General features: G+C 75.1%; 12 protein-coding genes. 8 read left to right on the forward strand and 4 right to left on the reverse strand.

Going from position 1 to position 19,123, the window contains the following annotated elements; translation table 11 throughout:
- The first annotated feature begins 4 nt into the window (after positions 1-4).
- Genes ACGFZF_RS11075 through ACGFZF_RS11085 form a run of 3 tightly spaced genes read left to right on the forward strand, consistent with a single transcriptional unit; the run spans position 5 to position 7,023 of the window.
- On the forward strand, positions 5-4,573 hold the full coding sequence (locus tag ACGFZF_RS11075) for an amino acid adenylation domain-containing protein (protein ID WP_393553187.1): 4,569 nt from the start codon (positions 5-7) through the stop codon (positions 4,571-4,573).
- Positions 4,570-5,370, forward strand: coding sequence for a thioesterase II family protein (locus ACGFZF_RS11080; protein ID WP_393553189.1), 801 nt, complete (start codon positions 4,570-4,572; stop codon positions 5,368-5,370). The genes ACGFZF_RS11075 and ACGFZF_RS11080 overlap by 4 nt, the downstream gene beginning before the upstream one ends.
- Before the next feature lie 57 nt (positions 5,371-5,427).
- The gene (locus tag ACGFZF_RS11085) at positions 5,428-7,023 is read left to right on the forward strand and encodes a (2,3-dihydroxybenzoyl)adenylate synthase (protein WP_393553191.1); all 1,596 of its coding nucleotides are present in this window, start codon (positions 5,428-5,430) and stop codon (positions 7,021-7,023) included.
- Positions 7,024-7,103: 80 nt separating this feature from the next.
- Here the strand turns inward: ACGFZF_RS11085 and ACGFZF_RS11090 are convergent, their stop codons facing one another.
- From ACGFZF_RS11090 to ACGFZF_RS11100, 3 genes are all read right to left on the reverse strand, one after another.
- Positions 7,104-7,790, reverse strand: coding sequence for a TetR/AcrR family transcriptional regulator (locus ACGFZF_RS11090; RefSeq protein WP_393553193.1), 687 nt, complete (start codon positions 7,788-7,790; stop codon positions 7,104-7,106).
- 121 nt (positions 7,791-7,911) lie between these two features.
- Positions 7,912-9,153, reverse strand: a complete 1,242-nt coding sequence (locus tag ACGFZF_RS11095) for a saccharopine dehydrogenase NADP-binding domain-containing protein (RefSeq protein ID WP_393553195.1) — start codon at positions 9,151-9,153, stop codon at positions 7,912-7,914.
- Positions 9,150-9,839, reverse strand: a complete 690-nt coding sequence (locus ACGFZF_RS11100) for a TetR/AcrR family transcriptional regulator (RefSeq protein ID WP_393553197.1) — start codon at positions 9,837-9,839, stop codon at positions 9,150-9,152. The genes ACGFZF_RS11095 and ACGFZF_RS11100 overlap by 4 nt, the downstream gene beginning before the upstream one ends.
- 171 nt (positions 9,840-10,010) lie before the next feature.
- Between ACGFZF_RS11100 and ACGFZF_RS11105 the strand changes: the two genes are divergently transcribed.
- From ACGFZF_RS11105 to ACGFZF_RS11125, 5 genes are all read left to right on the forward strand, one after another.
- Positions 10,011-10,370, forward strand: a complete 360-nt coding sequence (locus tag ACGFZF_RS11105) for a hypothetical protein (protein WP_393553199.1) — start codon at positions 10,011-10,013, stop codon at positions 10,368-10,370.
- 882 nt (positions 10,371-11,252) lie between these two features.
- Positions 11,253-12,599, forward strand: coding sequence for a salicylate synthase (locus tag ACGFZF_RS11110; RefSeq protein ID WP_393553201.1), 1,347 nt, complete (start codon positions 11,253-11,255; stop codon positions 12,597-12,599).
- A 78-nt stretch (positions 12,600-12,677) separates the two neighbouring features.
- Positions 12,678-14,627, forward strand: a complete 1,950-nt coding sequence (locus ACGFZF_RS11115) for a BTAD domain-containing putative transcriptional regulator (RefSeq protein WP_393553203.1) — start codon at positions 12,678-12,680, stop codon at positions 14,625-14,627.
- A gap of 213 nt (positions 14,628-14,840) precedes the next feature.
- Entirely contained in the window at positions 14,841-16,103 is a 1,263-nt protein-coding gene (locus ACGFZF_RS11120; protein WP_393553206.1) for a cation:proton antiporter, read from the forward strand.
- A 52-nt stretch (positions 16,104-16,155) separates the two neighbouring features.
- A complete protein-coding gene (locus ACGFZF_RS11125; RefSeq protein WP_393553208.1) occupies positions 16,156-17,433 on the forward strand; it encodes an AMP-binding protein in 1,278 nt (425 codons plus the stop codon).
- A 189-nt stretch (positions 17,434-17,622) separates the two neighbouring features.
- Here the strand turns inward: ACGFZF_RS11125 and ACGFZF_RS11130 are convergent, their stop codons facing one another.
- Entirely contained in the window at positions 17,623-19,101 is a 1,479-nt protein-coding gene (locus ACGFZF_RS11130) for an aldehyde dehydrogenase family protein (protein WP_393553210.1), read from the reverse strand.
- Between the last annotated feature and the right edge of the window lie 22 nt (positions 19,102-19,123).

The following is a 19,123-nucleotide window of genomic DNA, read 5'->3' on the forward strand; positions in this document are numbered from 1 at the left end:
AGGGATGTCACGCAAGCACACGGCGGCAGGGTCCGACGTCCGTGCCGGGGGGAAGCCCGCCGCATGGCGGCCGGCGGACCTCCGCGAGGAGGTCGCCGCGCTCCTCGACACCGAGCTGAGCCCGTCGGACGACGAGGTGAACCTCTTCGAACTCGGCCTCCAGTCGATCCAGTTGATGCGGCTGATCAACAAGCTCAACCGCGCCGGCATCGGCGTCGAGTTCACCGAGATGGCCCAGGACCCGCGCCTCGCCGCCTGGTACGGGCTGCTCGGGGCCGACCCGGCGGGGACCGGCCCCGCGGCGGAGTCCCCGGCCGGCACGGTCCCCGTCGACCCGGGCGCGCCCTTCGGGCTCACCGCCGTCCAGCAGGCCTACTGGATCGGCCGCGGCACCGACCGGCCGCTCGGCGGCGTCGGCTGCCACGCCTACCTGGAGATCGACACCCGGGAGGTGGCGGCGGACCGGCTGGAGGAAGCCGTACGGGACCTCTTACGCCGGCACCCGATGCTCCGCGCCTCCTTCGCCGACGACGGCACCCAGCGCGTCCTCGGCACCTCCGCCTGGCCCGGCCTGACGGTGCACGACCACAGCGGGCTCCCCGCGCCCGCCGCCGAGGAGGCCCTGCTGCGTCTGCGCGACCGGCTGTCCCACCGGGTCCTCGACGTCTCCCGCGGCGAGGTCCTCGACGTCCAGCTCAGCCGCCGCCCCGGCGCCGGCCCCCGGCTCCACGTCAACGTCGACCTGCTCGTCGCCGACGTGGCCAGCATCCGCCTCCTCCTCTCCGACCTGGCCGCGCTCTACCGGGATCCCGCCACCGGCGCCGAACCCGGCTACACCTTCGCGCAGTACACCGCCGACACCGCCGCCCGGCGAGCGGCCGGACGCGACAAGGCCCGGGAGTACTGGCAGCGCCGGCTGCCCGATCTCCCCGGCGGCCCCGACCTGCCGCTCGCCGCGGACCCCGACGAGATCGGCGTCCCGCGCTTCGTCCGGCGGAACCACACCCTGGACCCGCGGGACTGGGCGCTGCTGCAGCGCCGCGCCGCCGAACACGGCATCACCCCCGCGGTGCTGCTCGCCACGGCCTTCTCCGAGATCCTGGCCCGCTGGAGCGGACAGCAGCGGTTCCTGCTCAACATCCCGCTGTTCGACCGCGACCAGGACGTCCATCCCGACATCGAGCGCATGGTCGCCGACTTCACCAGCCTGCTGCTCCTGGAGGTCGCGCCGGCCCCCGGCGACGGCTTCGCCGAGCGGGCGCGCGCCCTCCAGCAGCGCCTGCACGACGACGTCGGCCACGCCGCCTACACCGGTGTCGACGTGCTGCGCGACTTCGTCCGCGCCGACACCGGCGCCCCGCGCACCGCCCCCGTCGTCTTCGCCTGCAACCTCGACGCCCCGCTGGTGCCGGACGACTGCGCCGCCGCCCTCGGCGACCTGTCCTGGATGGTCTCGCAGACCCCGCAGGTGTGGCTCGACCACCAGGTGTACGGCACCCGCGAGGGCGGCCTGCTGCTCGCCTGGGACGCCGTCGAGGCGCTCTTCCCCGAAGGCGTCCTCGACACCATGTTCGGCGCGTACACCGCCCTGCTGCACGGGCTCGCGAGCGCCGACTGGACCAGCCCGCCGCACATACCCCTGCCCGCCTCCCAGATCCGATGTCGCGACGAGGTGAACTCCGTGACCCGGCAGGAGAGCGGACGGCTCCTGCACCAGACCTTCTTCGAGCGCGCGGCCGCCCGGGCCGGTCACCCCGCCCTGCTGTGGGGGAAGGACGGCGCCCTCACCCACGGCGAACTCGCCGACCGCGCCCTGCGCGTCGCCGGAGCCCTGGCCGCCCACGGCGTCCGCCCCGGCAGCCCCGTCGTCGTCACCGCCCCCAAGGGCCCGGACCAGATCGCCGCCGTGCTCGGCGTCCTCGCGGCGGGCTGCTCGTACGTCCCCGTCGGCGTCGACCAGCCGGCCGAACGCCGCGACCGCATCCACGCCCTCAGCCGCGCGGTCCTGGTCCTGGACGGCAACGACCCCGCACGGCCCGCCGGTTCGCGGCTCCCCGTCCTGCCGCTGCACCGGGCCCTGCGCGCCGCGCCGCTCGACGCCCCGGTGGAGGTCCCGGCCGACGACACCGCGTACGTCATCTTCACCTCCGGATCCACCGGCACGCCCAAGGGCGTGGAGGTCTCCCACCGGGCTGCCGTGAACACGGTCGAGGACGTCGACGAGCGCTTCGAGGTGGGCTCCACCGACCGCGTCCTGGCCGTCTCCGCCCTGGACTTCGACCTCTCGGTCTGGGACGTGTTCGGCCCCCTGGCCGAGGGCGGTGCCCTGGTCCTGGTCGACGAGGCCGACCGGCGCGACGCCCACCGCTGGCTCGCCCTGTGCCGGCGCCACGGCGTGACGGTGTGGAACTCCGTCCCCGCGCTGATGGACATGCTGCTCACCGCCGCCGACCGGGAACCCCTGCCGGACACCCTGCGCCTGGCCCTGCTGTCGGGCGACTGGATCGGCCTCGACCTGCCCGACCGGCTGGCCGCCGCGACCGGCGGCCGCTGCCGACTGATCGCGCTCGGCGGCGCCACCGAGGCCGCGATCTGGTCCAACGCCCACGAGGTCCGCTCGGTGCCCGCCCAGTGGCGGTCCGTCCCGTACGGCACGCCGCTCTCCAACCAGCGCTTCCGGGTCGTCGACCCGCAGGGCCGGGACTGCCCGGACTGGGTGCCCGGCGAGCTGTGGATCGGCGGCGCCGGCGTGGCCCAGGGCTACCGGGGAGACCCGGAGCTCACGCGGGAACGTTTCCCCCGACAGCCCGACGGGCGCTGGTACCGCACCGGCGACACCGGCCGCTACTGGCCGGACGGGACCCTGGAGTTCCTCGGCCGGATGGACCAGCAGGTCAAGATCAACGGCTTCCGGGTCGAACTCGGCGAGATCGAGTCCGTGCTCCAGACCCATCCGGCCGTGTCCCAGGCCCTCGCCGCCGTGGTCGGGGAGCGCACCCGGGAGGTCGCGGCGGCCTTCCTGCCCGCGCCCGCCGCCACCGCACCGGCCTCCCCGCCGGCCACCGGCCGTACCGGCCTCCCCGACGGCGCGTCCGCCACCGCCCCGCCGCCCGCCCGCGGACCTGACCCGGGCGAGGACGCGGGCGAGCTGGAGGCGGAGCTGACCGAGACGCTGCTCACCGCCCTGCTGGAGCAGGTGCTCGGCCCCGACGGCGGCCCGGCCGAGACCGGCACGCTCCCGGTGGCGCAGGAGCGGCGCCCCCTGTTCGACGCCTGGCTCGACTTCCTCGCGGCGCGCGACGTCCTCACCCGCGCCGGCGGCGGCGTCGCCCCCGGCCCCCGCTGGGCGGCCGCCCGCGACCGCGAACGGGCCGCCGCCCTGCGCCGGCGGGTGGCCGGCACACCCCTCCAGGCCGTCGTGGACGCCTGGGCCGGGGCGATGCCCGTCCTGATGCCCCTGCTCTCCGGCGAGACCGACACGGAGGCGCTGGCCGACGACCCCGTCCTGTCCCCGGACGGCCTCGCCCACCGGTGGCCGGGCGTCGCCGTCTGCCTGGACGCCGTCGCCGCCGAGGTGGAGGCCGCGTACCCCGAGGGAACCCGGGCGCCCGAGATCGCCGACTGGGCCGCCGGCGGCGGCCGGACCGCCGCCGCACTCCTCGAACGGCTCAAGCCCGGCGCCGTCGGCTACACCCTGCTCGACGCCCGGCCCGCCCGGCTGGCCGCCGCCGAGAACCGGCTCGCCGGATCGGGCCACCGCGTCCGGACCGCCCGTCAGGACGCCTTCGCCGTCCCCGAGGAACGGCTCGCCGCCTACGACGTCCTGGTGGCCAACGACGCGCTCGGCCGGGAGCCCGACCCGCACGCCGCGGCGCGCACGCTCGCCCTGCTGGCCCGCCCCGGCGGCCGGCTGTTCCTCGTCGCACGGACGACGGTCTCCGCCCTGGCCCTGCCCACCGCCGCCGCGCCCGCCTCCTCCCCGGCGGACGCGGCCGGCTGGGCGCAGGCGCTGGAGGCCGCCGGATTCGCCGCCGTCGAGCGGGCCCGTCACGAGCCGGACGGCGTCGTCCTGCTCACCGCCCGCCGCCCCGACGGCGTCCCCGGCCCGGACCCCGCGGCACTCCGCGGCTGGCTCGCCGACCGGCTGCCCGCCCACATGATCCCCGGCTCCCTCGTCGGTCTCGCGACCCTGCCGCTCAACGCGAACGGCAAGGTGGACCGGCGACGGGTCGAACGGGTCCTCGCGGAGGGCGCGGCCCAGGGCGGCGGCGAGGACGACCCGCCCCGCGGCCCGGTGGAGGAGATCGTCGCGGAACTGTGGGCGCGCGCCCTCGGCGTACCCGTCACGGCACGCGGCGCCACGTTCTTCTCCCTCGGCGGCGACAGCCTCACGGCGACCCGGCTGGTGACCGCCCTGCGCGGCCGGCTCGGCGTCGAGCTGCCGATGCGCGACGTCCTGCGGGCTCCCACGGTCGCCGGCATGAGCGCGCTCGTCGCCGAGTCGCAGGCTCTCGACGGATCCGGCCGGGACGCGGGCGGCGACCCCGGCGACTTCGAGGAGGGCGAGCTGTGACGCCGACCGGCCGGCCCGCCCCCGCCGCACCGCGGGTCTTCTCCCGGCGCACCCACGCGCGGGCGGGGCTGATCTGCTTCCCGCACGCCGGTGGAGCCGCCGGCGCCTATCGCGCCTGGGCGCTGGAATCCCCCTGGGACGTCGAGGTGTCGGCCGTCCAGTACCCGGGCCGCGGCGACCGCTACGGCGAGCCGGTGGCGGCGGACATGGAGGCCCTGGTCGACGACGTCGTCGCGGGGCTGCTGCGGGAGCACACCGCCGACACGCTCGCCACCACCGTCCTCTTCGGGCACAGCATGGGCGCCGCCGTGGCCTACGAGGCGGCGCGCAGACTCGCGGTGACCGGCCGGCCGCCCGCCGGTCTCGTCGTCTCGGGCCAGCCGGCCCCCCGGCGGACCCGCGGCGGCACGCTGCACCTCGCCGACGACGCCGGACTCCTCGCGGACCTGCGGCGGCTCGGCGGCACCGGGCAGGACGTCCTGGACGACGGCGCGCTCCTGGAGGCGCTGCTGCCCGCCGTCCGTGGCGACTACCGGCTGATCGAGACCTACCGGCCGCTGCCCGGCTGCCGGCTCACCCTCCCGGTGACCGTGCTGTACGCCGGCGACGACCCCGAGGTCACCCCGGAGGAGGCCCTCGCCTGGAGCGAGGTCACCGACGGCACGTGCGAGGTGGCCGTCTTCGGCGGCGGGCACTTCTACCTGGAGACCCGGCGCGAGGAGGTGCTCGCCCGGGTGCTCAAGGCGGTCCGGGCGGCCCTGCCCGTGACCGTCTCGGCCTGGCCGGCCACCCCGTGAGGGCCCGCCGTACGGCCCCGACCACCGTCCCGTACCGGAAGACAAGGGGGAACCTCCATGCAGGAAGGCTGTGTTCCGTGGCCTGAACCGACGGCCCGCGCCTACCGCGAGCAGGGGTACTGGAACGCGGACGTCCTGGGAACCTGGCCACGGACACCCGCACAGGACACCGCGGCCGCCCTGGTGACGTCCGCCGGCACCCTGACCCACGCCGAACTCGACCGGGCGGCCGACCGGATGGCCGCCGGACTGCTGCGGGCCGGTCTCGCCGCCGGCGACCGGATCGTGGTCCACCTTCCCAACGAGGCCGAGCTGATCGTGCTCAGCCTGGCCTGCTTCCGGACCGGGGTGCTGCCCGTCTACGCCCTGCCCGCCCACCGCTCCGCGGAGATCACCCACCTGGTGGCCACCGCGGGGGCCGTCGCCTACGTGTGCCCGGACCAGGTGCTCGGCTGCGACTTCCGGCTGGTCGCCCGGGAGGTGCTCGACCGGACGGACAGCCTCCGGCACGTGCTGGTGGCCGGTGAGCCCGGTCCGTACACCGCCCTGTCCTCCCTCGACGCCGACCCGGTCGAACTCCCCGCGCCGGACCCCGAGGACGTGGCCCTCTTCCTGCTCTCCGGCGGCACCTCGGGACCGCCCAAGCTGATCCCGCGCACCCATGCCGACTACGCCTACCAGCTCCGGGAGAGCGCCCGGCTCTGCGCGGTGGGGGAGGACGACGTGTACCTCGCCGCCCTGCCGGCCCAGCACAACTTCGCCCTGGCCTGCCCCGGCGTCCTCGGCACGCTGCGCGCCGGCGGCACCGCCGTGCTCGCCCCGGCGCCCACGGCTGACGCCTGCTTCCCGCTGATCGAGCGGACCGGCGTGACGATGACCTCGCTGGTGCCGCCGCTGGTCCCGCTCTGGCTCGACGCGGCGGAGTGGACGGAGCACGACCTGTCCTCGCTCCGGGTGCTGCAGGTGGGCGGGGCACGGCTCGACCCGGAGACGGCCCGGCAGGTCACCAAGTCCCTCGGCGGCACGCTCCAGCAGGTGTACGGGATGGCCGAGGGCCTGCTCAACTACACGCGGCTGGACGACCCCGAGGACGTGATCGTCCATACCCAGGGCAGGCCGCTGTCGCCCGGCGACGAGGTCCGGGTGGTGCGGGAGGACGGCTCCGACGCGGAACCGGGCGAGACCGGCGAACTGTTCACCCGCGGGCCGTACACCCTGCGCGGCTACTACCGGGCGCCGGAGCGCAACGCGACCCGGTTCACCGAGGACGGCCACTACCGCAGCGGCGACCTGGTCCGGCGCACCGCGGAAGGCGACTTCCAGGTGGTCGGGCGGATCAACGACGTGGTCAACCGCGGCGGGGAGAAGGTCCCGGCACAGGAGGTGGAGGAGCATCTGCTCGCCGCCGTCCCGGTCGTCGCCGCCGCGGTGATCGGGCTGCCCGACCCGCACATGGGGGAGCGGACCTGCGCCTGCGTCGTCGCCCGCGACCCGGCCCGCCCGCCGACCCTGCGCGACGTGCAGGCGGCGCTGCGCGGACGGGGGGTCGCGGCGTACAAGGTGCCCGACCGGCTGGTGGTGCTGGACCGGCTTCCGCTCACCGGAGTCGGCAAGGTCGACAAGCGGGCCCTGCGGGCGCAGTTGGACGCCTGAGCGCCCGGGACCGGGCCCGGGCCCCGGGAGAGGCCCGGACCGCCGCACCGTTCCCACGGCGCGCCGGTCCGGGCCTTCGGTCATCCCGTCCGGCGCTCGGTGCCGGTCCGGGACAGCAGGCCGTCGACGATGGCGACGAGCCCCTGACGGTGGGTGTCCCGCGTGGTGATCTCGTCCCACCGGGCCGCCAGCGAGGCGAGCCGCGGGAACTCCTCCGGCGCGAGCGAGGCGAAGGCCTTGTCGCGGTGCGGCGGCCGTTCCAGACCGGCGTGGTGCCGCTCGCGGTTGACGCGGATGGTGAGTTCGCCGGCGGTGTAGTACCAGATGACACGGTAGGCGTAGACGGCCTCCTCGGGGCTGAGCCCGCACTCGATCGCTGCGTCGATCATGTTCTCGACGATCCACAGGGCGGAGACGGCCATCAGGTCGTCGGAGGCGAGGACCTCCACGATCCACGGGCACTCGGCGAGGATGTCGTGCAGCACCTGGCTCGCCGTGATCAGCCGCTCCCGCGGGTCGGTGGGCAGCTCGGGCCGCTGGAAGCCCTGGGCGTGCCGCTCGAGCAGCAGGAGCAGCAGTTCGTCCTTGTCGCGCACGTGGTGGTACAGGGCCATCGCGGTGCTCGACAGCTCCTGCGCCAGCCGACGCATCGACAGGTGTTCGGGGCCTTCCTCGTCCAGGATGCGCTGGGCCGCCGTGAGGATGGCCTCCTGGGACAGCCGGGGAGGGCGACCGATCCTGCCGGTGCTTCGGGTACGAGGCGTCATCCGTGTGTCTTCCTGTCGATCCGGTCGGGTGAGGTCGGTTCCCGCGCCCGGGGGCCGAGCGCTGCGGGGTGCGGTGGTCCGCGTGCGGTCGCCCTGCGCTCCCTGCCGCGCGGCGACGTCCTCACCCGGGACGTCGGGCGGCCACCGGCGTGGACGTCGTCCTGCCCGTCCCGCCGGTCGGGATCTCCGTCCTCCGCACGGTCGCCCGTGGGAGGTGGCGGACGATCCAGTCCGCGGTGCCCTCGGGCGGCAGCGTATCCGCCGCCACATGGACACCGGACGACAACCGGTCCCCGGTGGCCTCGTGCGCGGTGGCCGCGGCGACGACCCCGGCGAGGCCGGACACGTCCGTGCAGTGCATCAGTGCACTCCGCCGCACGGCGAGGCCGTCGGGCGTGAGCCCGTCCAGCGTGCCATATGTCATCGCATACGAGGAGATCCTCTCCGCATCCAGACGGCTCGCCCTGGACAGCTCCCGGGCGACGCCCAGGAGAGCCCTGGCGTCGAGCGCCCCCCGCGGCCGTCCGGCGAGCCGGTCCAGGACGGCGGGCGTCGCGGGCCCCGGGAAGACCTCGCGCCACCGTGCCTCCTCCAGGCACAGCCCGTACATCTGGCGGCGCAGCTCCTCGGGCAGGATCCGGTGGACCGCGGCGGGGCGGGCCGGCAGGGGCCACGGAGGCTGCGACTCCCGTGCGGTCAGGGGCGTTTCACCGCCCGGCGGTGCCGGGAGCGAGGGGTCGGAGGGATCCCCGGGGGCCGCGGCGAGGGGTCCGCCGAAGGGTCCGTCGGGCGAGCCGTCACGCGTACGGGCCCCGGTCCACGCGCCGGCCGGGACGTCGAGCGCGCGGCGCCTGGCCAGCAGTCCGGAGACGGCCGCGTGCGGGGTGACCGCGCCGAGTCCGCCGTACCAGCCGTCGAAGCACGTCGCCGAGGCGAGCCCGTCGGCGAGCAGGCGGGGGAGCCAGCCGGCCAGCGTGCCCGCCAGGCCGGTGAACAGGACGGCCGTGGCAGGGCCGTGGGGGGTGCGGGGCCCGCCGTCGTCCGTCATGCCGACGTAGTGGGCGCCCGCCGCCAGGACGGACCGGCGGACCGCGCCGCGCAGCACGAAGGCGGTGCCCGAGCAGTCGAGCACGGTGGCGCATCCCCGGGTGAAGTGCCGCAGGCTCTGGCCGTCGGCGGCGTCCACCACCGCCGCCTCGGACCCGTCGCCGAGCCTGCGGGCCAGGGACCAGGCCGCGTCGGCGGAACGCCCGCCCACACGCAGGCGGTAGCCGCACTCGGCGGCCAGGACCCGGGCGGCGGCACCGCCGACGCGGCCGTAGCCGCCGATGATCCCGATCAGGGGGGTGCCGTCCGCGGTCATGCGAGGCCCCCCGGGCGCTCCGGCCGCGGTCCGAGCAGCCCCTCGACGATGTCCTCCAGGCCCTCGCGATGGGTGTCACGGGTCGTCAGCGGCCCCCACCGGTCGGCGAGCGAGGTCACCCGGGGGAACTCGCCGGCCGGCAGCGTGGCGAACACCTGCTCGCGCTGGGTGGGCCGGGTCAGCTCCGCGTGGTGCTGGATCCGGGTCGTCCGGATCAGCAGGACGCCCACCGTGTAGTGCCAGATGGCCTGATGGGCCTGGGCCGCCTGTTCGAGGGTGAGCCCGCATTCGACCGCCGCGTCGAGCAGCGCCTCCATGACCCACAGGGCCGAGACGGCGAGCAGGTCGGGCGAGGCGAGGATCTCGGTCAGGAAGGGGTACTGGGCGAGGACGTCGTGGAGCAGCTGGGCGGCGGCCACCAGCCGCTCGCGGGGGTCGTCCGGCAGGACGGGGCGGGGCCGGTCGCGGGACAGGGAGGCGAGGAGCAGGAGCAGCAACTCGTGCTTGTCGCGCACGTGGTGGTAGAGCGCCATCGGCGTGATGGAGAGCTCCTTCGCGAGCCGTCGCATCGACAGCTGCCGGGGGCCCTCCTCGTCGAGGATGCGCAGCGCAGCCGTGACGATCGACTCCTGCGACAGCGGCGCCGGTCGCCGCGCCGCGCCTCTGCGGCCGTTTCGGGGCTTCATCGTGCTTCTCCCGTCGGAGATCGTGGAACGGTCCGGTCCGTTGCTCTGTCCGTCGGCCGAATCACCCCGCTGGGCTGGGGACTTGAGGCCGGGGGTGACAACGACAGGTGCCCGGGGCTACAGTTATTGTACGCGTACGTCTTACGAGTATAAAAAACGTCGGGAGGATCCGTGCGAGAGGCAGCCCCGCACCGCAGGCAGGCGCTCTTCGCCGCCCTGCCCGGTGTCGTCGGGCTGCTCCTCGGGGCGGTGGTCGCGGGCCTGTTCGTCCTCGGCGCGGCCCGCGCCTGGCGGCTGTCCGGGGTCTGGCCGGCCGTGCCCGCCCTGTGGGTGGCGGCGATGCTCCCCGTGGCGGGCCGGCGGTGCGGGTGGGCCCTCGCCGGCCCGGGGGCGGGGGTTCCTGCGTCCCCGCGCCGGCGCGACCGCGGATCCGGCGCGGGACCCCGGGCCGCCGCCGGCCCGGCCGCTCGGCGGACGGGCTGCGCGACGGTCGCGGCGCCCCCTGGACGGGTGGGCTCCAGGGCGCCGTGACACGACGAGGACTGGTTCTCTCCCGCGCCGGTTCGCGGCGCGGGCAACGAGGGCCACGGCGGCTCGGTATCTCCCCCGTGCAAAAGGCGCCGGGCCGCCTCCCGCGCGAACACCCCGAACGGGAAATCAATTTCCCGTTCGGGGTGCGTGGAGATCTATAACGCGACCTGACAAAAAGCAGTCAAGTAACGAGCGTGAAACGGATACTTGTTGATTCGGTCTGGTGCCGTTGGGTAGAGTCGACCTCGGTTACACCGCTTCGGGAAATAGCCTGGAGCGGCAAGGGGGGATTCGGCCCACCGGGGTAATGATGTCTTTTCAGTGCGAATGGCGAACTGTGTCGACCGGCACGAGATTCCGTATGTCCGTCGCCGTGCCGGAGCGTATCCGTGACGACGGCGTCGCCGGGTTCGGCGCCGTGTGCGTCCGCGTGTTTCCGCCGGCGCCACCGGGTGCCGGCGGGCGGTTCGCCGTGTGACGGCAACGTCCGAGGTGAGGCTGCCGTTCCTCCGGTGACGGAGGAGTGTGGCCCGGCGCGGCTCGCTCGTGGACGCGTCGCGCTGTCCGCACCCCGTCCGTCCGGCGGTGTGCCGTGCGCCTCTCCCGTGTCCCGGGGCCGGTGCCGTTTCCTTCGCGCCTGTTCGTCGGGCGCGACGTTGTCATTCTTCTGATTCTCCGTCGAGAATTTCGGTCGAGTGGTTTTCGGCGTTCCTTTCCTGTGGGCGGGGGCCGCCGTGGATTCACTTCACGCATGGCCATTGTTTCCCCAGCCCGGGTTCTGTGGTGCTCACGTCCGCTCGCCGCGCGGACCGATGCCGCCCGGGTCGAGTCGCCTCGCGCATCGTGGTCAATGTCGGTCGTAATGCTGCAGGAGGAAGAGACATGGAGTTCTACAGGTCCACCGTGCTGAACACGGCGACCGAACCGCTCGCCGTCGCCTCGGGCCTGGCCGCCTCGGGTCTGTTCGACACCTATGTGGTCTACGAGAGCCCCGACGCCTGGTCGGTGGCCGGCGGGGTCGCCGCCGAAGTCGTGCTGAAACCTCATTCGGTGCGATGTACGAAGCACGGTGTCACCACCGAACGGCCCTGGGAGGGAGACCCGTTGGCCCAGGTCCGGGCCTTCCTCGACGGTCTCGACCTGGCCGACTGGCGGGCGTACGGCTGGAGCGCCTTCGAGCTCGCCTACGCCGTCGCCGGCCGCCCCGTCGACAACGACGTGCTGCTCCACCTCGTGGTCCCCCGGACCGAGGTGCGGCTCACCGGGAAGGCGGCGCACGTGCGCGGTCTGGACGTCGAGGAGATCGACGCCGTACGGAAGTTCGTGATCGAACTGGAGTCTGAACCTGACATAGTCGTTCGGCCTGTTTCGGTCGACCTGGAGGTGGGCGCCGAGGACTACCGGGTGGCCGTCGGCGAGGTGGTGGACCGGATCCGCGCCGGGGAACTCCAGAAGGCCGTCGTCTCCCGCGCCGTCCCGGCTCCCGCCGACGTCGACTTCCCCGCCAGCTACGTCGTCGGACGACGCGCCAACACCCCCGCCCGCTCCTACCTGTTGAACATGGGCGGCCTGCAAGCCCTCGGCTTCAGCCCGGAGACCGTGGTCGAGGTCGGCATCGACGGGCGGGTCTCCAGCCAGCCCCTGGCCGGCACCCGGGCGCTGACCGGCGACCCGGAGGAGGACCGGCTGCTGCGGGAACGGCTCCTCGCCGACCCCAAGGAACTCCACGAGCACGCCATCTCCGTGAAGGTCGCCGTCGACGAACTCGCCGGACCGTGCAAGCCGGAGACGGTCGTCGTGGAGGAGTACATGGTCGTCAAGGAGCGGGGCTCGGTCCAGCACCTGGCCTCCCGGGTGGTCGGCCGGATGCCGGAGGGCGCCAGCCCCTGGGACGCGTTCGCCGCCGTCTTCCCGGCCGTCACCGCCTCCGGAGTGCCCAAGCACGCCGCGTACGAGAGCATCTGCGCCCACGAGCCGACGGAGCGCGGCCTCTACGCCGGCACCGTGATGACCGTGGCGCGCGACGGCTCCATGGACGCGGCCCTCGCCCTGCGCAGCGTGTTCCGCCGCGACGGGGCGACCTGGCTGAGGGCGGGCGCCGGCATCGTCGAGCACTCCGTGCCCGACCGCGAACTGGAGGAGACGCGGGAGAAGCTGCGGTGTGTCGCGGACCGGCTGGTGGCCCGCGCGACCGGCACAGGGGGCGACGACGCCACGCGCGCCGCCTGAGACACGTCCGTGCGTTCCCACCACTGGCAGCAGAGCGGTCCCGTGACCGCGACAACGATCTCAGGAGGCGGCAAGGCCATGCCGACAACGGGGGAGCCCTTGTGTGTACAGCTGCTGGGCCCGGTGCGGGCCTGGCGGCACGGACGGGAAGTCGTCCTCGGACCACCCAAACAACGCGCGGTCTTCGCGCTGCTCGCCGGCCGGGCGAACGACGTCGTGAGCGTCGAGCAGATCATCGACGCCGTCTGGGGCGGCAGCATCCCCCAGACCGCCGCCAACGGCGTCCACACCTACGTCGCCGGACTGCGCCGGGTGCTGGAGCCGGAGCGCAGCCGAAGGGAGAGCGGCGACCTGCTCGTCTCCACGGCCGGCGGGTACGCGCTGCAGACCGACCCCTCCACCGTCGACGCGACCCTCTTCGCCCTCCGGCACGCGCAGGCCCGCCGCGCACGGGCCGAGGGACGACTGAGCGAGGCCCTCGAACTCGCGGAGGCCGCGCTGTCGCTCTGGCACGGCGAGGCGCACTCCGGCGTCCCCGGGCCCTTCGCCGCCATGGAGCGCACCCGGCTCCAGGACATGCGGCTGACGGCGGTCGAGGAATGGGCCGCGGACATGCTGGACGCCGACCGGCCGGTCGAGGCGGTCACCGTGCTGCTCGGCGCCGTGGCCGAGGAGCCGCTGCGCGAGAAGCTGCGCTGGCTGCTGATGAACGCCCTCTACCGGTGCGGCCGCCAGGCACACGCCCTGGAGGTCTACGCCGAGACCCGGCGGCTCCTCCGCCACGAGCTCGGCATCGACCCGGGCGCCGAACTGCGCGTCCTGCACCAGCAGATCCTCGCCGGCCGGCCGGTCACCCCGGTGGCCACCGGATCCGGGGGCGCCACCCCCGCCTCCTGGCCCCCCGGCGGCGAGACGCCGGCCGCCGGCATCGTCCTCCCCGAGACCCCGCGGCCGGCCCAGCTGCCGCCCGTGGCGCGGGGATTCGTCGGGCGGTCGCGGGAACTGGCCCACCTGGAACGGCTGCTGACCGAGAACCACGGCCGGCGCGGCGCCTCCACACCCGTCGCCGTCATCGACGGACCGGCCGGCGTCGGCAAGAGCGCCTTCGCCCTGGAGCTGGCGCACCGGCTCTCGGAGCACTTCCCGGACGGTCAGATCTACGTCGACCTGCACGGGACGAGCATGCAGGGACGCTCCCTGAGCGCTTCCGACGCCCTGCTGCAGGTGCTGCGCAGCCTCGGGGTGGAGAGCTCGCGCATCCCCGCCGACCTCGCGAGCCGCGCGACGCTCTACCGCAGCCTGCTGCACGGCAAGCGGATGCTCGTGATGCTCGACGACGTGCTCAGCGCCGACCAGTTGCGGCCGCTCATCCCGCGCGGGTCCTCCTGCGTGCTCAGCACCAGCCGGCAGCGGCTCGGCGGACTCGCCGTCCGCGACGGCGCCCACCTCCTGCGGCTCGGCCCGCTCGGCACCCAGGACGCCCTGCGGCTGCTCGGATGCCTGAGCGGGGACCGGCTGCGCCACCACGAGTCGGTCGCCCGGCGGCTGGTGGGCCTGTCCGGCGGCCTCCCCCTGGCACTGCGCATCATGGCCGAGACCGTGGCCGCCAACCGGGACGTGCCGCTCGCCTCGCTCGTCGAGCACTTCGCCGTGGAGCACGGCAGACTCGACCGGATGACCACGCCGGGGGACAGTTCGACGAGTCTGCACTCGCTCTTCGAGACCTCCTACCAGGCGCTGTCCGCCGAGGCGGCCCGGATGTTCCGGCTCCTCGGTCTTTTCAGCGACGGCCTGATCACCGTGTCCACCGCCGCGGACCTGACCGGCATGTCGGAACCCGAGGCGGCCCGGACGCTGCGGCTGCTGGCGGCCCGCCACCTGCTGGTGGAGGCGGACCGGGGCGAGTACCGCTTCCACGAGCTGATGCGGCTCTACGCCGCCGAGTGCGCCGAGCGCGAACCGCTGACCCACCGCAGCGCCGCCGTCGCCCGGCTGCTCCAGGGAGCCGGAGCCGCCTCGGTCGCCTGAACCAGGCCCCCGTGCCCGCCCCGTACCCCGTGCCGCGGCGACGCGCACGGGGTACCCGCGCGCCCGCGGCGGCCCGCCCGGGCCCCGGGGGAGACGGGCAGAGACCCTTCAGACCATCTGTAGGCGCTCCCGGAAGACTGGTCGCGATCACTTCACCGGCCCGTCACGGCGCCGGTTCCACCCGTCCGAGACCAGGGAGCGAGCACAACAGGTATGAACAGCCATCAGGTGGCCCTCCTCCTCTTCGACCTCGCCCTGATCCTGGTGCTCGCCCAGGGACTGGGGTACCTCGCGACCAGGATCGGACAGCCCCCCGTCGTGGGCGAGATCCTGGCCGGCGTCCTCCTCGGGCCGACCCTCCTCGACGGGGCCGTGTCCGACACCCTCTTCCCCACCGACGTCAGGCCGCTGCTCAGCGCGATGGCCGACGTCGGCGTCACCCTCTTCATGTTCGGCGTGGGGCTCGAGATCGAACGCCAGGCCCTGCGCGGCCGGGGCAGGATGGCCGCGGCCGTCAGCATCGGTTCGACGGCCGTGCCCTTCGTCCTGGGCACCGGGCTCGGGTTCTACCTGCTCCGCGACCACCCGACCGAGCAGAAGGCCGCGTTCATCGTCTTCATCGGTCTCGCCGTGTCCGTGACCGCCTTCCCCGTCCTGGCCCGGATCCTCTCCGACCGGGGCCTGGCCAAGTCCACGCTCGGCGGCATCGCCCTGGCCACGGCGGCCCTGGTGGACATCGTGGCCTGGACCGCCCTCGCCGGCGTGCAGGCCGCCGTCGGCAGCGGGCACGGGGGGATGTGGCGCGTCGCCCTCATGATCCCGTTCGTGCTGCTGCTGGTCCTGCTCGTCCGTCCCTGGCTGCGCCGGGTGATGACGCGGGGCGACGGACGCGGTCCGGCGACGCCGTGGCTGCTGGCGCAGGTGCTCGTCGGCGCCCTGCTCTGCGGCGCCGCCACCGAGTTCATGGGCATGCACTACATCTTCGGCGCCTTCCTCTTCGGCCTGATCGTGCCCGCGGAGTGCGGGGACCGGCTGCGCGGCGACCTGATGCAGCACACCCGGAACGTGACCTCGGTGCTGCTGCCCGTCTACTTCGTGGTCGCCGGACTCAAGGTGGACCTCCGCCAGTTCGGCTGGGCCGAGACCACCGAACTGGCCGCCGTCCTGCTCGTCGCCGTGGCGGGCAAGTTCGGCGGAACGTACCTCGCCGCCCGCACCGCCGGTCTGCCCGGCCGGCCGGCCACGGCCCTGGCCGCCCTGATGAACACCCGGGGACTGACCGAACTGGTCATCCTCGGCGTCGGGCTCCAGGCCGGACTGCTCGACGGGGACCTGTACTCCCTGCTCGTCGTCATGGCCCTGGTGACCACCGCGATGACCGGCCCCCTGCTGACCCGGACGTACGCCAAGCCCGTGGTCGTGCCGGAGACGGAGGAGCGGCGCGAGACCAGGCGGTCCGTCACACCGTCCGCTTGAGGGCCGTCCCGTCCGAGCGGACCACCCAGCAGGAGCAGAAGGAGCCGCAGCGATGCTCTCGGCCGAACTCCGCGACACCGCAAGACCCCGACCCGCGGCCCGCCGTGCGGACCGTCCGCCCGAGTCGGCCCGGACGCTCGACGGCCTCTTCACCCGGGCGGCCCGGCGGCACCCGCGGGCCGTCGTCGTCCGGGAGGGCCCGCACCAGCTCTCCTACGGCAAGGCCGACGTCCTGTCCTCGCAGCTGGCCACCGCACTGCTGCGGACCGGCGTCCAGCTCGGCGACCCCGTCGTCGTGCAGTGCGCCGACCACCGGCAGGCGCTCGTGGCCCACCTGGCGGTGCTGAAGGCCGGCGGCGTGTGCGTGCCCGTCCCGCGGGACGTGCCGGCCGGCCAGACCGCCGCCGTCGCGGCGGTCAGCGGCGCCGGGGCGGTGCTGTGCAGCCTGACGACACACGACCGCTGGGGCCGCGGCGGGCGGTTCCAGCGGCTCGCCCTGGACGACCCGGAGCTGTGGAAGCGGATCGGCGCCTGGCCGCTCGACCGCGCCCTGCCCCGCTCGGCGCCCACCGAACCCGCCTACCTGCTGACGGCCGGCGAGGGCGGGCTGTGGCGTTCGGGCCACCTCGTCGACCATCGCGCCTGGCACCTGGCGATGGCCGCCCGGTCGGCGAAGGCCGGGCCGGCCGGACAGACCGTCACCGTCGCCGAACAGCCCACCGGGCCGGCCACCCTCTCCGCGATGTGGTGGGCCTTCGGCTCCGGCAGCACGCTGCACGCGCAGCCGGACGGCTTCGGCCCGGCCGCCCTCGGCGGGGTCGTGGCGGTCTGCGGGACGGGGGAGTACCCGGCGCTGCTCGACGCCCTGGCCGCCGCGCCGCCCTTCTCCCCGCCGCGGTCGGTGCTGCTCGTCGGCGCCCCGTGCCCGCCGGCGCTCGCCGCGCGGCACACCGAGATCCTGCCGGACACCGCCCTGCGGGCGGAGTTCGCGCCGGGCGGCAGCGTGCTGCCCTGGGCCGTGGGTGTGTTCCCCGCGGGGCCGGACGCGAGCGGCGCCCCCGTCGTCGGTCCCGCCCCCGGCGTACGGCTCAGCGTGCGGGACGTCCTCGGGGACGCGCTGCGCGCCGGCGAGGTCGGCGAGGTGTGCGCGAGCGGGCGGACCCTGCCCTTCGACGTCATCGGCGAACGCGCCCCCGGCCGGCCGGGGGCTCCGCTCGGCTCCGGGTTCGGCGGCCGGCGGCTCCCGGACGGTGCGCTGGAGATCACCGGCGGGCCGGCGCCGGCCGTGGCCGCCCCGCCGTCGTACGCGACGACGGGCCGGACGGCCTGAGGACGCCGCGCCGCCGGGACGCCCGCCCCTCCCACGCCCGCCCGTGCGGGGTGAAGGCCCCGCACGACGGCGGGGCCTTCACCCCGCACGGGTCACACCGCCGGTACCGGGCCCCTCCTGGATCACGGCACGTGGGCCGGGCCGGGGCGGTGTCCCGCCCCGGCCCGGCCCACGCGGGACCGCCGTCGCTCAGGACGGCCCGCCGACCGGGGCCCCGCTCCGCGCGGTGATCCACTGCCACTGGGTGTACGAGTCCCAGCTGTACTGCGCCCCGTGCCGGGCTCCGTTCCCCGAGGCGCCGAAGCCGCCGAACGGCACCACCGCCTGGTGGTTCACCGTCCCGTCGTTGACGTGGATCATCCCCGTCCGCAACCGGTCGGCCAGCCGCAGACCGCGTTCCACCGATCCCGTCCGCACCGCGGCCACCAGGCCGTACTCGGTGTCCCCGGCGACGGCGACCGCCTCGTCGTCGTCCGCGACCACCACCACGGGCGCCACCGGACCGAACACCTCCTCGGCGAACACCGGCATCGCGCGGGTGACTCCGGTGACCACGGTCGCCGGATAGAACGGGCCGTCCGGGACGCCGCCGCAGCGCAGGACGGCACCCGCCGCGACGCTGTCGGCCACCATCCCGTGGGTGCGGGCGAGCTGACCCGCGTCGATCATCGGGCCCAGGTCGACCGGATCGGTCCACGGGTCGCCCGCCGTCAGCCGTCCGGCCCGCTCGGTGAGCAGCCGTACGTACGCCTCGGCGACCGACGCGTGGACGATGTGCCGGCCGGCCGCCATGCAGATCTGGCCCTGGTGGAAGAAGGACGAGAAGGCACCGGCCGCCGCCGCCGACTCCAGATCGGCGTCGTCGAGGACGATCAGGGCGTTGTTCCCGCCCAGTTCGAGCGAGACGCGCTTCAGCGTGCGCCCGGCCGCGGCCCCCACCTCCCGGCCGACGGCCGTCGAACCGGTGAAGGAGACCATGGCGACCCCCGGATGCCCGGTGAGCGCCCGGCCGGCGACCGCGTCCCCTGCCAGGACCTGGAGGACTCCCGCGGGGAGCCCCGCCTCCTCGAACAGTCGGGCCACGACCAGGCCGCCCGAGACGGCCGTGCGGACGTCGGGCTTGAGGAGGACGGCGTTGCCCAGCGCCAGCGCGGGCGCCACCGAGCGCAGCGCGAGGAGCAGCGGCACGTTCCACGGGCTGATCACCCCGACCACGCCCAGCGGCACCCGGCGGGCCGTGCTCGACCGCCCGGGCTCGGACGGCAGCACCTGCCCGTGCGGCTGCGTGGGCAGGGCCGACGCCTGGAGCAGCTCCTCCACCGCGTCCGCGATCTCGAACTCGGCCTTCGCCCGCACCGCTCCGCCCTCCCGGACCAGCCAGCGGGCGACCTCGGCCCGGTGCTCCTCCAGGAGCGCCGCCGCGCGCCGCAGCACCGCGGCGCGGCCGGCGGCCGGTACCGCGCCCCAGTCCGGTTGCGCCCGGGCGGCCACCGACACGGCGCGTCCGACGTCCGCGGCGTCGGCGAGGCCGACGACGGCGAGCGTCTTGCCGGTGGCCGGTTCGACGACGTCGACCGTGCCGGCCGTGCCGGTGCCGCCGGCTCCGGCACGCCGGCCGTCGCCCGGCACGGTGCCGGTGAGCAGATCACCGTCGAGAAGGCTCGTCATGTCTTCCTCCTGCCGATCTCCC

This window comes from Streptomyces sp. NPDC048338 (genome assembly GCF_043201055.1).
GTDB lineage: Bacteria > Actinomycetota > Actinomycetes > Streptomycetales > Streptomycetaceae > Streptomyces.

Excerpts from the sequence above, each read along its gene's own strand:
- ACGFZF_RS11115 (WP_393553203.1), top strand. The coding sequence starts at position 12,678 with ATGCCGACAACGGGGGAGCCCTTGTGTGTACAGCTGCTGGGCCCGGTG.
- ACGFZF_RS11090 (WP_393553193.1), bottom strand. The coding sequence starts at position 7,790 with ATGACGCCTCGTACCCGAAGCACCGGCAGGATCGGTCGCCCTCCCCGG.
- ACGFZF_RS11075 (WP_393553187.1), top strand. The coding sequence starts at position 5 with ATGTCACGCAAGCACACGGCGGCAGGGTCCGACGTCCGTGCCGGGGGG.
- ACGFZF_RS11085 (WP_393553191.1), top strand. The coding sequence starts at position 5,428 with ATGCAGGAAGGCTGTGTTCCGTGGCCTGAACCGACGGCCCGCGCCTAC.
- ACGFZF_RS11110 (WP_393553201.1), top strand. The coding sequence starts at position 11,253 with ATGGAGTTCTACAGGTCCACCGTGCTGAACACGGCGACCGAACCGCTC.
- ACGFZF_RS11100 (WP_393553197.1), bottom strand. The coding sequence starts at position 9,839 with ATGAAGCCCCGAAACGGCCGCAGAGGCGCGGCGCGGCGACCGGCGCCG.
- ACGFZF_RS11130 (WP_393553210.1), bottom strand. The coding sequence starts at position 19,101 with ATGACGAGCCTTCTCGACGGTGATCTGCTCACCGGCACCGTGCCGGGC.
- ACGFZF_RS11125 (WP_393553208.1), top strand. The coding sequence starts at position 16,156 with ATGCTCTCGGCCGAACTCCGCGACACCGCAAGACCCCGACCCGCGGCC.
- ACGFZF_RS11095 (WP_393553195.1), bottom strand. The coding sequence starts at position 9,153 with ATGACCGCGGACGGCACCCCCCTGATCGGGATCATCGGCGGCTACGGC.
- ACGFZF_RS11120 (WP_393553206.1), top strand. The coding sequence starts at position 14,841 with ATGAACAGCCATCAGGTGGCCCTCCTCCTCTTCGACCTCGCCCTGATC.